Annotated in this window: 12 protein-coding genes; 5 read left to right on the top strand and 7 right to left on the bottom strand. The window is 64.4% G+C overall.

Features of this window, described 5'->3' with window-relative positions; genetic code table 11:
* Positions 1 to 80: 80 nt before the first annotated feature.
* Both tsaD and RN01_RS06355 read left to right on the top strand, forming a co-directional pair.
* Positions 81 to 1,121, top strand: a complete 1,041-nt coding sequence (tsaD, locus tag RN01_RS06360) for a tRNA (adenosine(37)-N6)-threonylcarbamoyltransferase complex transferase subunit TsaD (protein WP_017513890.1) — start codon at positions 81 to 83, stop codon at positions 1,119 to 1,121.
* 98 nt (positions 1,122 to 1,219) lie between these two features.
* Positions 1,220 to 3,259, top strand: coding sequence for an alkaline phosphatase (locus RN01_RS06355; protein ID WP_017513891.1), 2,040 nt, complete (start codon positions 1,220 to 1,222; stop codon positions 3,257 to 3,259).
* Between the two features lie 66 nt (positions 3,260 to 3,325).
* On the opposite strand, the gene folE2 is transcribed toward RN01_RS06355, so the two are convergent.
* The 4 genes from folE2 to RN01_RS06335 form a co-directional block, all read right to left on the bottom strand.
* Positions 3,326 to 4,129, bottom strand: coding sequence for a GTP cyclohydrolase FolE2 (gene folE2 / locus RN01_RS06350; RefSeq protein ID WP_008649847.1), 804 nt, complete (start codon positions 4,127 to 4,129; stop codon positions 3,326 to 3,328).
* A 331-nt stretch (positions 4,130 to 4,460) separates the two neighbouring features.
* Positions 4,461 to 6,374 (bottom strand): 1-deoxy-D-xylulose-5-phosphate synthase, encoded by a 1,914-nt coding sequence (dxs, locus tag RN01_RS06345; protein WP_017514778.1) that lies wholly within the window; start codon positions 6,372 to 6,374, stop codon positions 4,461 to 4,463.
* Between the two features lie 44 nt (positions 6,375 to 6,418).
* Entirely contained in the window at positions 6,419 to 7,303 is an 885-nt protein-coding gene (locus RN01_RS06340) for a polyprenyl synthetase family protein (RefSeq protein ID WP_017514777.1), read from the bottom strand.
* Positions 7,300 to 7,608 (bottom strand): exodeoxyribonuclease VII small subunit, encoded by a 309-nt coding sequence (locus RN01_RS06335; RefSeq protein WP_008649843.1) that lies wholly within the window; start codon positions 7,606 to 7,608, stop codon positions 7,300 to 7,302. The genes RN01_RS06340 and RN01_RS06335 overlap by 4 nt, the downstream gene beginning before the upstream one ends.
* Before the next feature lie 458 nt (positions 7,609 to 8,066).
* Between RN01_RS06335 and RN01_RS06330 the strand changes: the two genes are divergently transcribed.
* The 3 genes from RN01_RS06330 (at position 8,067) to RN01_RS06320 (ending at position 11,203) form a co-directional block, all read left to right on the top strand.
* Complete coding sequence (locus RN01_RS06330; RefSeq protein WP_017512921.1) at positions 8,067 to 9,170, top strand: aromatic ring-hydroxylating dioxygenase subunit alpha; 1,104 nt, start codon at positions 8,067 to 8,069, stop codon at positions 9,168 to 9,170.
* Between the two features lie 202 nt (positions 9,171 to 9,372).
* Positions 9,373 to 10,293 (top strand): DMT family transporter, encoded by a 921-nt coding sequence (locus RN01_RS06325; RefSeq protein ID WP_024569945.1) that lies wholly within the window; start codon positions 9,373 to 9,375, stop codon positions 10,291 to 10,293.
* Positions 10,294 to 10,345: 52 nt separating this feature from the next.
* Positions 10,346 to 11,203, top strand: coding sequence for a sulfurtransferase (locus RN01_RS06320; RefSeq protein ID WP_017512919.1), 858 nt, complete (start codon positions 10,346 to 10,348; stop codon positions 11,201 to 11,203).
* A 22-nt stretch (positions 11,204 to 11,225) separates the two neighbouring features.
* On the opposite strand, the gene RN01_RS06315 is transcribed toward RN01_RS06320, so the two are convergent.
* From RN01_RS06315 to RN01_RS06305, 3 genes are all read right to left on the bottom strand, one after another.
* A complete protein-coding gene (locus RN01_RS06315; protein ID WP_011517199.1) occupies positions 11,226 to 12,101 on the bottom strand; it encodes a ZIP family metal transporter in 876 nt (291 codons plus the stop codon).
* Positions 12,102 to 12,224: 123 nt separating this feature from the next.
* Positions 12,225 to 13,100: a dienelactone hydrolase family protein gene (locus RN01_RS06310; protein WP_017512918.1), complete on the bottom strand. Its 876-nt coding sequence runs from the start codon at positions 13,098 to 13,100 to the stop codon at positions 12,225 to 12,227.
* 128 nt (positions 13,101 to 13,228) lie between these two features.
* Positions 13,229 to 14,632 (bottom strand): NAD(P)/FAD-dependent oxidoreductase, encoded by a 1,404-nt coding sequence (locus RN01_RS06305; RefSeq protein WP_017512917.1) that lies wholly within the window; start codon positions 14,630 to 14,632, stop codon positions 13,229 to 13,231.
* Positions 14,633 to 14,671: the final 39 nt, after the last annotated feature.

Here is a 14,671-nt window from a genome sequence, read left to right as displayed (position 1 = left end):
TACCCTGCTGGCCTTCAGATTTTGCCGGCACGATCGCTGCAGATGACTGCACGGGCGCTGCCAGCCGCACCAGAAACGCCATGCTTGTCCTCGGTATCGAATCCTCCTGTGACGAAACCGGGCTGGCCCTCTACGACACCGAGGCCGGCCTGCTCGCGCACGCGTTGCACTCGCAGATCGCCATGCATCGCGAGTACGGCGGCGTGGTGCCTGAACTCGCATCACGCGACCATATCCGGCGCGTGCTGCCGCTATTGCAGCAGGTACTGGACGATGCGGGCCGCACGCGCGCGGACATCGACGCCATCGCTTACACGCAGGGCCCCGGACTGGCCGGCGCGCTGCTGGTGGGCGCATCGGTGGCCAATGCGCTGGGCTTCGCGCTAGGCGTGCCGATGATCGGCGTGCACCACCTGGAAGGCCATCTGCTCTCGCCACTGCTGACGAGTGCCCCGCCGCCGTTCCCGTTCGTGGCGCTGCTGGTGTCTGGTGGGCACACCCAGCTCATGGAAGTAAAGGGCATCGGCGACTACAAGCTGCTCGGCGAAACGCTCGACGACGCCGCCGGCGAAGCATTCGACAAGACCGCTAAGCTGCTGGGCCTCGGGTATCCGGGCGGCCCGGAAGTGTCGCGGCTGTCGGAATTCGGCAACCCCGGCGCCTTCGAACTGCCGCGGCCGATGCTGCATTCTGGCAATCTCGATTTCTCGTTCGCTGGCCTCAAGACCGCCGTGCTGACGCAGACACGCAAGCTCAGCAATGCCTGCGAGCAGGACCGCGCCAATCTGGCGCGCGCGTTCGTCGATGCGATCGTCGACGTACTGGCCGCCAAGTCGTTCGCCGCGCTCAAGCAGACCGGCGACAAGCGGCTCGTGGTCGCGGGCGGCGTGGGCGCGAATCGGCAACTGCGCGAACGGCTCAATGAGATGGGCAAGCGCCGCAAGGTCGAGGTGTTCTACCCCGATCTGGCGTTCTGCACCGACAACGGCGCGATGATCGCGTTCGCCGGCGCGATGCGCCTGAAGGCTGCGCCAGAGCTTGCCCGGCACGGCTACGACTATGGCGTGACGCCACGGTGGGATCTGGCCGATATCCGCCTGCCCGAGGCCCGGACTTCGTAGAAAAGCTCTAATCGAGCTGACATCCAGACACATGGTGGTCACGGGACCACCGAACAATTTGCGATTCCTGCATCACATAACAAGGAAGGGAACGCAAAGTGGATCGCCGCAAATTTCTGCAATGGGGAAGTTTCGTCACCGTGACGGTGGCCACCACCGGCCTGGCCGGCTGCGGTGGTGACGACAACGCCTCGCCCGCCACCCCCTCGACCAATCCGCCCACGACGCCGCCCGCCAACGAGCCGGGCAACACGTTCACGTTCCAGCAAGGCGTGGCATCCGGCGACCCGAAACCCGATAGCGTCATGCTCTGGACGCGCGTGGACGGCAACAACGGCAGCAAGCCCGTCAACGTGCAACTGCAGGTGTCGACACAGGCGGACTTCAGCACGCTGATCGTCAACAGCACACTGGCTGCCTCGCCTGACTGGGACTACACGCTGCGCAACAAGGTGACGGGCCTGTCCGCCGGCACCACGTACTACTACCGTTTCCAGGTTGGCAATCAGACCAGTCCCGTGGGCCGCACCAAGACCGCGCCCACCGCCGGCACGCCACTGTCGCAACTGAAGTTCGCCTTCATCACCTGCCAGGACTGGAGCGTGAATCACTGGGCCGGCATGGAGGAGCTTGTCAACGAAGACCTCGATTTCGTGGTCCACATGGGCGACTACATCTACGAGACCGTCGGCGCGGCGTTCCAGACCGGCAAGGTGGAAACGCGCCATGCGCAATTGACGTTGCCCAACGGCACGCTGCGCGACGATGGTGCCCACTACGCGACCACGGTCGACGACTATCGCTACCTCTACAAGTCATATCGCAGCGATCCGCGTCTGCAGGCGCTGCACGCGCGCTTTCCCGTGATCGCAATCTGGGACGATCACGAATTCTCCGACGACTGCTGGCAGGACCACCAGACCTATACCGCCACTGACGATGCCACGCCGCGCACCGCGCGCCGGCGCGCGGCGAACCAGGCGTGGTTCGAGTTCATGCCAGCCGACGTCAGCTTCGACCAGGCGGATACGTCGTTCCACAACATCCAGATCTACCGTTCGTTCACGTTCGGCAACCTCGCCACGCTGGTGATGACGGACGAGCGGCTCTATCGCGCCGATCATGTGATTCCGGAACAGGCGGCGGGCAGCGAAATCGGCAGCCGCTACTTCGTGCCGAAGACCACGCTGGCCGCGCTGGAAGGCAGCAAGCTGGCCGCCGCTGGTGGCGCGCTGACGCCGGTGTCGATCCTTGGCGACACCCAACGCGGCTGGTGGCAACAGCAGATAGGCAATGCCACGACCACGTGGAAGCTGTGGGGCAACGAGGTCTCGTTGCTACGCATGCAGATTGACGGGGCGCTGGCGGTCGGATCGTTGCTGGCCGACGCCGTGATCGCGCAAATTCCCGCGCTGGCATCGCAGAAGCGGCCCCTGACCGGCGCCATTGCGCAGGATCTGAAGGACGCAAAGACCGCCAACAGCTACCAGGCGCCGGCCTTTACCCAGTTGCGCGGCCTGCTGGCGGGACTGACCGTGCCCGCGCTCCAGATCAACGCCATCGTGGCCGCGCTGACCAGCGGTCTGCCGCCTGCGATGCTGATCGACCAGTTCATTCTCAACGCCGACCAGTGGGATGGCTACAACGCCGAGCGCAAGGCCATGATGGCCTTCCTGAAGACGCAGCGCATCAGCAATGTGGTGGCGCTGACCGGCGACATTCACGCGTTCTTCGCGGGCCCGGTCATGGACGACTACGACGCCGCGACGCCGGTCCCGGTCATGGTGGATCTGGTCACGGCGGGTCTGTCGAGCAACTCGTTCCAAAGCTACTTCAAGAGCGTGGTAGACAGCGACGCGGCATTCGCGGACGCAAAACCGCTGGTCTACACGACCGATGGCAACGGGGCGATGGTGAACACGTTCAACACGACGCTGACATCGTTCAATCCGTGGCTAACGTATGTGAACTCCGACGCGCAGGGTTACGCAGTGGTGACGCTGACGGCTTCGAAGCTGAGTTGCAGCTTTCACAAGCTCAAGCCAATCGCGGACGGCGTGGCCCCGGCGATGCCGGCGACAGCCAGTGTGCAGGTGGTGGAGGTTGCGGCGGGAACGCCTGCGGTGACACTGGTCTGATACCAGCCTGATGCGGCAATGCGCCCCTCTCCCACACGTGGGCGAGGGGCGAAAAACTAGCGACTGTTACTGATGCCGCTTGTCGTGCTCGATCACAGCATAGGCGCTGTGGTTGTGGATCGATTCGAAATTCTCGGCTTCCAGCGTGTATGCGACGATGCGATCGTCTGCGTTCAGCCGCATCGCGATATCGCGCACCAGGTCTTCCACGAACTTCGGATTCTCGTAGGCACGCTCGGTCACGAACTTCTCGTCGGGGCGCTTGAGCAGGCCCCACAGTTCGCACGATGCCTCTTCCTCGGCCATGCGCACCAGCGCCTCGACATCGAGGTCACCGGCAAGCTCCACGCGCATCGTGATATGCGAGCGCTGATTGTGCGCGCCGTACTGCGAGATCTTCTTCGAGCACGGGCACAGGCTCGTCACCGGCACCAGCGCGGTCATGAACATGCGTGTCTGGCCGTCACGCGCCTCGGCCACGAGCGTGACTTCGTAGTCCAGCAGCGACTGCACGCCCGACACCGGCGCGGTCTTCGTGATGAAGTACGGGAACGACACTTCGATACGGCCCGCATCGGCTTCCAGGCGAACCAGCATGTCGTCGACCAGCGCGCGGAAAGCGGCCAGGTCCAGCGGCGCCCGGTTTTCCTCGAGCAGGGCCACGAAGCGCGACATGTGCGTGCCCTTCTGGTCGGCCGGCAGGCGCACGTCCATATTGAACGTACCGACCGTGCCCACTGCGCCGGCAGGCGTCTTCAGCGTCAGCGGATATCGCACGCCCTTCACGCCGACGCGCTGGATCACGATCTGGCGGGTATCGACGCTCGACTGCACGTCGGGCATGACAAAGGCGGGATTGATGTCATTCATCTACGGTTTCCTCCAGGAGGCCGACAAAGGGGGCGCGGCCATCCTTACGGTCGCGGCGATTTCGCAGAACATCTCTACGCCGCGCAACGAGTGTGAAACGACGGGTCCAGGCTGGATGGGGGCGCCGGCCCGCAGCTGCGAACACAAAAACGGAAAGGCGATTTTACGGGATATTGGACAGTCATGTTTCCGCCCGCCGTGAATCCGCATATTTCATGCGGATAATGCCGCCGTGCTGCAGAAAAATGCCATTCCCGCTCGCCCAAAAACAAACCGGCGCGGGGTTGCCGCGCCGGTTTTCAGTACCGCGTATGACCTGTGTCGAGTGGCGTCAGGCCACGCTCGCCACCTTGACCGGTTGCGCCGTCAGGCTGAAGCGCTCGCGCACCGAACGCTCGATGCCGGCCGCGTCGAGGCCGCACAGCGACAGCAGATGCGCCGGATCGCCATGGTCGATGAACTTGTCAGGCAGGCCCAGCACCAACGTCGGCAGTGCGATATCCGCCTCGGCCAGCGCCTCGAGCACGGCGCTACCGGCACCGCCCATCGTGGCGCCCTCTTCCACCGTGACCAGGAAGTCGTGATTGGCGGCCAGTTGCTTGACCAGTTCCACATCGAGCGGCTTCACGAAACGCATGTTGGCCACCGTGGCATCGAGTTGCTCAGCCGCGGTCAGGGCCGGATGCACCATCGAACCGAACGCCATGATCGCCACACGCTGACCTGCGCGGGCATGGCCTTCGCGGCGGATCTCGCCCTTGCCCACCGGCAGCGCGGTCAGTTCGGACTGCGTGGCCACGCCGACGCCGGCACCGCGCGGATAGCGCACGGCGGTCGGGCAGTCCTGCTGGAACGCGGTCGTCAGCAACTGACGGCACTCGTTCTCGTCTGCCGGCGCCATCACCATCATGTTCGGGATGCAGCGCAGGAACGGGATGTCGTACACACCGGCGTGCGTGGCGCCATCGGCGCCCACCAGACCAGCGCGGTCCAGCGCGAACACCACTGGCAGGTTCTGCAGCGCCACGTCGTGAATAAGCTGGTCGTAACCACGTTGCAGGAACGTCGAGTAGATCGCCACCACCGGCTTCAGGCCTTCACAGGCCAGGCCGCCGGCGAAGGTCACCGCGTGCTGCTCTGCGATACCGACGTCGTAGTAGCGGTCCGGGAAGCGCTTTTCGAACTCGACCATGCCCGAGCCTTCGCGCATGGCCGGCGTCACGCCGATCAGACGCTTGTCGGCGGCGGCCATGTCGCACAGCCACTCGCCAAACACCTGCGTGTAGGTCTTGCGCGACGGCTTGGCCGACGGACGGATACCCTCGGCCGGATTGAACTTGCCCGGGCCGTGGTAGAGGATCGGATCGGCCTCGGCCAGCTTGTAGCCCTGGCCCTTCTTGGTCACCACGTGCAGGAACTGCGGGCCGTGGCCTTCCAGCGCGCGCTGGCGGATGTTCTGCAGCGTCGGGACCAGCGACTCGAGGTCGTGGCCGTCGATCGGGCCGACGTAGTCGAAACCGAATTCCTCGAACAGCGTGGCCGGCACGACCATGCCCTTGGCATGTTCTTCCAGGCGCTTGGCGAATTCGAGCACCGGCGGCGCCACCGACAGCACCTTCTCGATGCCCTTCTTCGTGGCCGCGTAGAACTGGCCCGACATCAGGCGCGCCAGGTGCTTGTTCAGCATGCCCACCGGCGGGGAGATCGACATGTCGTTGTCGTTCAGCACCACCAGCATCGGCAGGTCCTTGTAGACGCCCGCATTGTTCATGGCTTCGAAAGCCATGCCGGCGGTCATCGCGCCATCGCCGATCACGGCGATACCCACGCGCTTCTCGCCCCGGGTACGGGCACCGAGCGCCATGCCCAGCGCCGCGGAAATCGACGTCGACGAATGCGCAGTACCGAAGGTGTCGTACTCGCTCTCGGCACGGCGCGGGAAGCCGGAGATGCCACCGTACTGGCGCAGCGTCGACATGCGGTCGCGGCGGCCAGTCAGGATCTTGTGGGGATAGCTCTGGTGACCCACGTCCCAGACCACGCGATCGTTCGGTGTGTCGAAGACATAGTGCAGCGCGATCGTCAGCTCCACCGTGCCGAGGTTGGACGACAGGTGCCCGCCGGTTTGCGAGACCGATTCGAGCACGTAGGCGCGGAGTTCCTCGGCCAGCGTGTCGAGCTGGCGACGGTCCAGCTTGCGCAGGTCCGCGGGGTCGTCGATTTTATTGAGCAGCGTGTAGGTCATGGTGTCCGTTCGGCCGCCGGATTCTGTGCGTCCGGCTTTTCAGTTCAGTTTGAGCGCAGCACGATCAGGTCGGCCAGTTCGGCGAGCCGGCCAGCGCGTGTGCCGAATCCCTCCAGCGCCTCGTGGGCGTCGGTGCGAAGCTGGGCAGCCAGCTCGCGTGCGGCATCCAGGCCAAGCAGCGATACGTAGGTCGGCTTGTCGTTCGCGGCATCCTTGCCCGCCGTCTTGCCAAGCGTTGCCGTGTCGGCAGTGACGTCGAGAATATCGTCCACGACCTGGAACGCCAATCCCACGGCCGCGGCATATCGATCAAGCGCCACAAGGCCGGCCTGGTCGATGTTTCCGCACAACGCACCCATGCGCACGCTGGCGCGCAACAGGGCGCCGGTCTTCATGCGGTGCATGCCTTCGAGCGCCTCGCGGGTCATGGCCTTGCCGACGTTCTGGAGGTCGATGGCTTGTCCACCGCACATGCCCACCGAGCCCGATGCCACGGCCAGTTCCGCCACCACTTTCAGGCGCGCTTCCGCGGCCAGTGCCGGGGTCTGGGCCAGCACGATAAACGCCTGGCTCTGCAGCGCGTCACCGACCAGCAGGGCCGTGGCCTCGTCATAGGCCTTGTGGACCGTGGGGCGTCCGCGGCGCAGATCGTCGTCGTCCATGCAGGGCATGTCGTCGTGGACCAGCGAATAGGCGTGAATCATCTCGACGGCGCATGCTGCGGCGTCGCAAGCCTCAGGTGTCGCACCGACCACCTCGCCCGCAGCGTGCACTAACAGGGGGCGCACACGCTTGCCACCGCCGAGCACAGCATAGCGCATCGCCTCATGGAGGGTGTGTGGAATTGTGTCCGTGGAAGGTAGGGCCGCTTCCAAAGCGGCTTCGGTGCGGGCGCCCTGCGCCCGCATCCAGGTGGCGAAATCGCTCATTCGAAATCTGCGCTGTTGCTGTCTGCGTTGTTCTGGGTGCGCGACTCGCCGGCTAGCGGCTTCAGTGCGTCACCTTCGAGTACCTTGACCTGCTGCGCCACGCGCTCCAGGCTCTGCTGGCAAAAGCGCACCAGCTCGGCACCGCGGCGGTAGGCGGCAAGCGATGCCTCGAGCGGCAGATCGCCGCTTTCCATGCTCGCCACCAGCGTTTCCAGCTCGGCCATTGCGGCCTCATAGGAAGCCGGCGGCACGCTGGCGGCCGGCGTATCTTCAGGCTGGACCGGGGCGGTCGTGGTTCTTGGCATGTCAGGCCTTCATCAGGGGAATCCGGGATTTTACGCCAATCCTGAGCTTGGCCGCAGAATCGCCTGACCGGCGCAATAGCCATACCAACTGCATGGATATCTGCCTAGCACCGGGTTTTGACAGGGAAGTGACGTGTGCGGCCGGGTCGTCATTCGGAATGCGCCCGAAAGGGCACCTCCATGACGACCCGGGTCGACTTTTTCGCTAAAAAGGCAAAAAAATCAGGCCCTTAACTTTTTGGCTCGGGTACAATCGCGGGCTCGTCAGCGAGTTCCGCGCCGTTGCGTCCGCACCAACATGACCGCTCATACGCGGTGTGTCGGCGGGCACATTTTCCCCATCACTAACCCCGGGGAACCTGGCCGGATCCGGCTCGTCTGACACGGTTTCCCAAATCGATTCATATTTCGATGGTTGGGTTGTTCACTGCTTTCGCCTGTTATAGGGAGTGGGGATAATGTCCAATCTCAGCACCGCGCTCAAGCTGGCGCCGGCTGATTCGCAGTTGCCCGTGAATGTCTACTTTGACGAGGCACTGCATCAACAAGAACTGGAACTGCTGTTCAAGAACGGCCCCGGCTACGTCGGCCACGAACTGATGGTGCCGGAGACCGGCGACTTTCAGACGCTGGCCGCCGAGGACGAAGGCCGTATGCTGGTGCGCAACCCTGACGGCATCGAACTGCTGTCGAACGTGTGCCGCCATCGCCAGGCCATCATGCTCAACGGCCGCGGCAATGCCAGGAACATCGTCTGCCCGCTGCATCGCTGGACATACGATCTCAAGGGTGGCCTGCTCGGCGCGCCGCACTTCGAGAAGCAGCCCTGCACGCACCTGAACCGCTCGCCGCTGCAGAACTGGAACGGCCTGCTGTTCGAGGGCAAGCGCGACGTGCGCGCCGACCTGGCAAAGCTCGGCGTGGCGCAGGACCTGAACTTCGACGGTTACAAGCTCGACCACGTGGAAGTCCACGACTGTGATTACAACTGGAAGACCTTCATCGAGGTCTATCTGGAGGACTATCACGTCGTGCCGTTCCACCCGGGCCTGGGCAGCTTTGTCTCCTGCGACGACCTCACGTGGGAATTCGGCGACTGGCATAGCGTGCAGACCGTGGGCCTGCATGCTGGCCTGAAGCGCCCGGGCAGCCCTACGTACGAGAAGTGGCACGAGGCCGTGTTGCGCTTCAACAACGGGCAACTGCCGAAGCACGGCGCGATCTGGCTGACCTACTTCCCCAACATCATGGTGGAGTGGTACCCGAATGTGCTGTGCATTTCGACGCTGCACCCGTTGGGCCCGCGCAAGACGCGCAATATCGTCGAGTTCTACTACCCCGAGGAAATCGCGCTGTTCGAGTGCGAGTTCGTCGAGGCCGAGCGCGCTGCCTATATGGAAACGTGCGTCGAGGACGACGAGATCGCCGAGCGAATGGACGCCGGCCGCCTGGCGCTGATGAAGCGCGGTATCAGCGAGACCGGCCCCTACCAGTCTCCGATGGAAGACGGCATGCAGCACTTCCACGAGTGGTACCGCCGCGTGATGGACTACAGCAGGTAACAGGCGTGCGCTGATCGCCCGTTATCGATGGATGCCAGCAAACGGACCGCGAGAGCGGTCCGTTTTGCATTGGTGCGGCCGCCGGAGCACTGCTAGAATCCGTCTCTTATTCGTTGCTTTTACAACGGTTTGCCTGCCTTTGGCGCCGTGCCGACACCGGCACACGCTTCCGTTCCGCCCCCCCTCGCCCTCACCCGCCATCATGCAATCGCTCTGGATGTTGTTCGCCGCCTTCTCGTTCTCGTTGATGGGGGTGGGTGTCAAGCTGGCGGCCGAGTTCTACACCACGGGCGAGATCGTCTTCTATCGCAGCCTCATCGGCGTGACGATCATGTGGATCATGCTGGCCTCGCGCGGAGTACCGGTGCGCACGCCGCACATGGCCACTCACATCAAGCGCAGCGTGTTCGGCGTGACGGCACTGCTGCTCTGGTTCACCTCGATCTCGATGCTGCCGCTGGCCACGGCCATGACGCTCAATTACATGTCGCCGGTCTGGATCGCCCTGATCCTCGGCGCCAGCGCCGCGCTTGCCGGCACAGCCGGGGCGGCGGATCGCAAGCTGATCGGCGCAATCCTGCTGTCGTTTGCCGGCGTGATCTGTCTGCTGCAACCCTCGGTTGGCCAAGACCAACTCACTGGCGGCCTGATCGGTTTGATCTCGGGCGTGTTCACGGCGCTGGCCTATGTCGAAGTGCGCCAACTCGGCCAACTGGGCGAGCCGGAAGGCCGCATCGTGTTCTATTTCTCGGCCGTAGGGCTGGTGTGCGGCCTGGTCTGGATGCTGTTTACCGGCGTGAGCCCGCACACGTGGCATAGCGCCGGCCTGCTCCTGGCGATTGGCATCCTCGCCACGCTTGGCCAGACGTCGATGACGCGCGCCTACAAGCGCGGCAACACGCTGCTGACCGCCAACTTGCAGTACGCGGGCATCGTGTTTTCCAGCCTGTGGGGCATCCTGGTATGGAGCGACAAGCTCAACTGGATCTCGTGGCTGGGCATGGCACTGATCGTGGCCAGCGGCATCGCCACCACGCTCACGCGCGCACGCGCCACAGACAAACACCCCACGCCGGCCACCCCAGTCAAGTCACTCGAGGCCGAGGTGCATCCGGAGGTGTAGGCCGGTGTAGCATTGGCGGCATGTTCCGACACGTAACGCAGACAGGACTTTCATGCCGACTCCGCTGATCACCGCCACCGATCTCGACCAACTGCGCGCCGCCGGCAAGCCGCGCGTGGTCGTCTTCGACTGCTCGTTCGACCTGACCAACCCCGCCGCCGGCCGCGATAGCTATCAACAAGGCCATATCCCCGGCGCGTATTACCTCCACCTCGACAACGAACTCTCCGGACCGAAGACTGGCCTCAGCGGTCGCCACCCGCTGCCTGATGCCGAACTGTTCGCGGCGCGCCTGCGCGTGCTGGGCGTCGATAGCGATACGCTGGTCGTGGCCTATGACGGACAAGGCAGCATGTATGCCGCACGGCTCTGGTGGATGCTGCGCTGGATCGGCCATGCCGCGGCGCTCGTGCTCGATGGCGGACGCAATGCGTGGGTGGCGGCTGGGCTGCCGCTGGAGCACGGCGCAACGACCGAGCCGGAGATCGGAGGTAACCTGACGCGCCGTGCGTCACTGGTGAAGACCGTGGATGCCGACGCGCTGGTGGCGAACCTGAGCCAGCCTTCGCTGCTGGTCGTCGATGCCCGCGCCGCGGACCGCTTCCGCGGCGAAAACGAAACGCTCGACCCGGTGGGCGGCCATATTCCCGGCGCCGCCAATCGATTCTTCAAGGACAACCTGACAGCTGACGGCTACTTCAAGCCGGCCGATCAATTGCGCGCCGACTTCGGACAGGTGTTCGCCGGCAAGGCCCCGGCGCAGACGGTGATGCAGTGCGGCTCGGGCGTCACGGCCTGCCACAATCTTCTGGCATTGGAAGTCGCCGGCCTGACCGGCGCGGCGCTCTATCCGGGCTCATGGAGCGAGTGGTGCGCTGACCCGAAGCGGCCAGTCGCCACCGACAGCTAAGCCGGAATTCCCGCCAGCGACATCAGTTCGATGTCACCCCGGCGGCGGTGCGCGAGTGGCGATGCCCGTGTTGCTCGTGCACGCCATTCGTGATGAAGACGATGGCCGCAATGCCGGCCGCCACCAGCACCACCTGCACCGCCGACTCCTTGAGTCGCGGCTTGCGCTGCATCTGCGGCATCAGATCGCTCACGGCAATGTAGAGGAAGCTGCTCGACGCGATCACCAGCACGTACGGAATCCAGCCCGTGAGTTGGTCGAGCAGAAAATATCCGACCAGCCCGCCGATGATGGCCGCCAGGCTCGACAGCAGGTTGAACGCAAACGCGCGCGCCTTCGAGAACCCGGCATTCAGCAGCACGATGAAGTCGCCCACTTCCTGCGGGATTTCGTGCGCGGCAATCGCCAGCGCGGTGACGATGCCGATATGCGGATTGGCAAGGAACGCGGCAGCAATCACGATGCCGTCGGCAAAGTTGTGGAAGGTGTCGCCCACCAGGATCGTCAGGCCGCTACGCCCTGCTTCCTCACGGTCATGCCCGTGATGGTGATGGTGCCCGTCGCCCTCGTGGTGATGCGAATGGCGCAGCAGCGAGATCTTCTCCAGCAGGAAGAAGCCGAGAAGCCCCGCCAGCAATGTGCCGAACAGCGCACGCGTATCAGCACCGGATTCGAAGGCCTCGGGCAGCGAATGCAGCAGCGCGGTGGCCAGCAGCACCCCGACCGAAAAGCTCACCATGCGCTCCACCACACGCGACGCGACGGTCAGCGAGAGCAGCGCCGCGCCAAAAATGCTGCCGACGCCCGAGATTGTCGCGGCCAGCAGGATGTACAGAAGCGTGGAATGGATGATGGGCTCCCCGGAACCGGTGTCCGCCCGGAGTCGGGCAGGCGCCACCGATTAACGCAACAATGTTGCAAAAACGTGAAAGCGGCATTGTACGTACGTCCGCACAGTCTTTGCAATGACCGCAACGCTGGAAGGGCCAGATGGATCTGCTGGCCCTTCCAGCGAGTCAGGTCAGGCGACCTTGTGTTGACGGAGCCAGTCGAGGCAGCGTTGCCAGCCGTCCTTGGCAGCCGACTCGACATAGCTGGCGCGATAGTCGGCGTTGAACGCGTGCCCGGCTTCCGGGTAGACCACGAACCGCGACGCCTTGGCGTTCGGATTGGAAGAGGCGGCCAGCGCAGCCTTCATCCGTTCCACTTGCTCCTGCGTAATGCCAGTGTCCTTGCCGCCATACAGACCCAGCACCGGCGCATCGAGTTCGTTGACGATATCGACCGAACTGCGCGGCTTGAGCGTTGTCGGCTCGCCTACAAGCTGCCCGTACCACGCCACACCGGCCTTCACGCGATTGTTGTGTGCCGTATAAAGCCACGTAATGCGACCTCCCCAGCAGAACCCGGTAATGGCCAGACGGCTCAGGTCGCCACCGTTGGCGCCGGCCCAGGTCACGCAGGCGTCGAGATCGCCCATCACTTGGGCGTCGGGCACCTTCTGGATGATATTGGCCTGCAACTCCTGGATCGTGCCGTAGCTGCTCGGGTCGCCCTGACGCGCGAACAGCTCGGGCGCGATCGCCAGATAGCCCAGCTTGGCGAAGCGGCGGCAGATATCCGCGATGTGTTCGTGCACGCCGAAGATCTCGCTGATCACCAGCACCACCGGCAGGTTTGTCTTGTCGTCGGGCTGTGCGCGGTAGACCGGCATCTTGAAACCATTCGACTCGACCGTGACCTCGCCAGCCGTCAGGCCCTTGAAATCGGTCTTGATGGTCGTGGCGTGGACCGGCAGCACGGCGGCCGCGAAAGCCGATCCGAGTGCGGTCTTGACGAAACTGCGGCGGTCGAACGTCTGTCCGGGAACGAGGCTCTCGACTTCGGGCTTCAGCATGGGGCGGTCTCCTTGATCACGGGAAATCAGGTAAGTGATGCAGACATCGCCGCCAATTCTAAGCAATCCTGGAACAAGTGGGGCCGGCAGCACGCATCCCGGGTGGTGCCGGCCTCCACCCGCTGGGCCTAGTGCAGCTTCACGCGCGGGCTGGTCTTGCTGCGCAGCCAGTGCGTGATGGTGTCCAGCCCCATGCCAATGGCCCCATGCAGCGCCAGTACATGCATCCGGTACAGCGACGTGTACATGAAGCGCGCGAACAGCCCCTCGATGAACATCGAACCACCGATCAGGCCACCCATCAGACTGCCCACGGCGCTGAAGTGGCCCAACGACACCAGCGAGCCGAAGTCCTTGAAGCCGAACTTCGGCAGCGGCTTGCCAGCCAGCCGCGCGCGAATCGCGTCATAGAGGAATGTTGCCTGCTGGTGCGCGGCCTGAGCGCGCGGCGGCACCGTGGTCTGCTTCTCGGGCCACGGCGCGGCGGCGCAATCGCCGAACGCGAAGATGTCTGGATCCGTCTCGCACTGCAGCGTCGGGCCCACGACGATCTGGCCCATCTTGCTGACTGGCAGGCCGAGCGTGCGCAACACACCTGGCGCCGTAATACCCGCCGCCCACACCGTCAGATCGGCATCGACATGCTTGCCGCTGGCGGTCAGCACGGCGTCCTTCGTGACTTCGGTCACGCGCTCCGAGGTGAACACGTCGACGTCGAGCTTGCGCAGCAGCTTGGTCGTCTCGGCCGATACACGCTCCGACAGTGCCGGCAGGATGCGCGGGCCCGCCTCGACGATATGAATGCGTACGTCGCGACGCGGATCGAGCTGGTGCAGCCCGTATGCACTGAGCACGTGCGCCGTATTGCGCAACTCCGCTGACAGTTCCACCCCCGTCGCGCCGGCGCCGATGATCGCCACATCGACCCGTGGGCGGCCATCCTCCCCGACTCGGCCCCGGCCGTTCTGCGCGCGCACGCACGCGGCAATCAGCTTGCGCCGGAAGCGCTCTGCCTGATCGACCGTATCGAGCGCGATCGCGTTCTCGGCGGCTCCGGGCACACTGAAGAAATGCGTGACGCAACCGATGGCGAGCACGAGCGTGTCATACGGCAACTCCCGGGCAGGCAGCAATTCCGCGCCATCCTGATCGAGGCACGCCGCCACCTTGACAAGCTTGCGCTCCCGGTCGATGCCGGTCAGTTCACCTTGCTGGAATTCGAAGTAGTGCCAACGCGCCTGGGCCACGTACTCGAGCTGATGCGTGTTCGGGTCCATGCTGCCCGCCGCCACCTCGTGCAGCAGCGGCTTCCAGATGTGCGTGGGCGAGCGGTCGACCAGCGTCACCTGCGCCGTACCAGACTTGCCAAGCTTGTCGCCCAACCGCGTGACAAGCTCGAGCCCGCCGGCTCCGCCACCGACCACGATGATCCGGTGTGCCTGCTTCTCCGATCGTGCCACCGTGCTGGGCTGGGTACTTACGGTTGCCGCCTCCCTCTGCGTGCTGTCCTCTTTGTCGTATGCGTGACTCATGGTCTACCCGATGTTTTCAATTTGAAAACCGGCAGGCCT

The sequence above is a fragment of the Cupriavidus sp. SHE genome (assembly GCF_000812445.1).
In the GTDB taxonomy this organism is placed as follows: Bacteria; Pseudomonadota; Gammaproteobacteria; order Burkholderiales; family Burkholderiaceae; genus Cupriavidus; species Cupriavidus metallidurans.
Note: the sequence above shows the minus strand (reverse complement) of the source record. Positions and strands in the feature narration are given on the sequence as shown.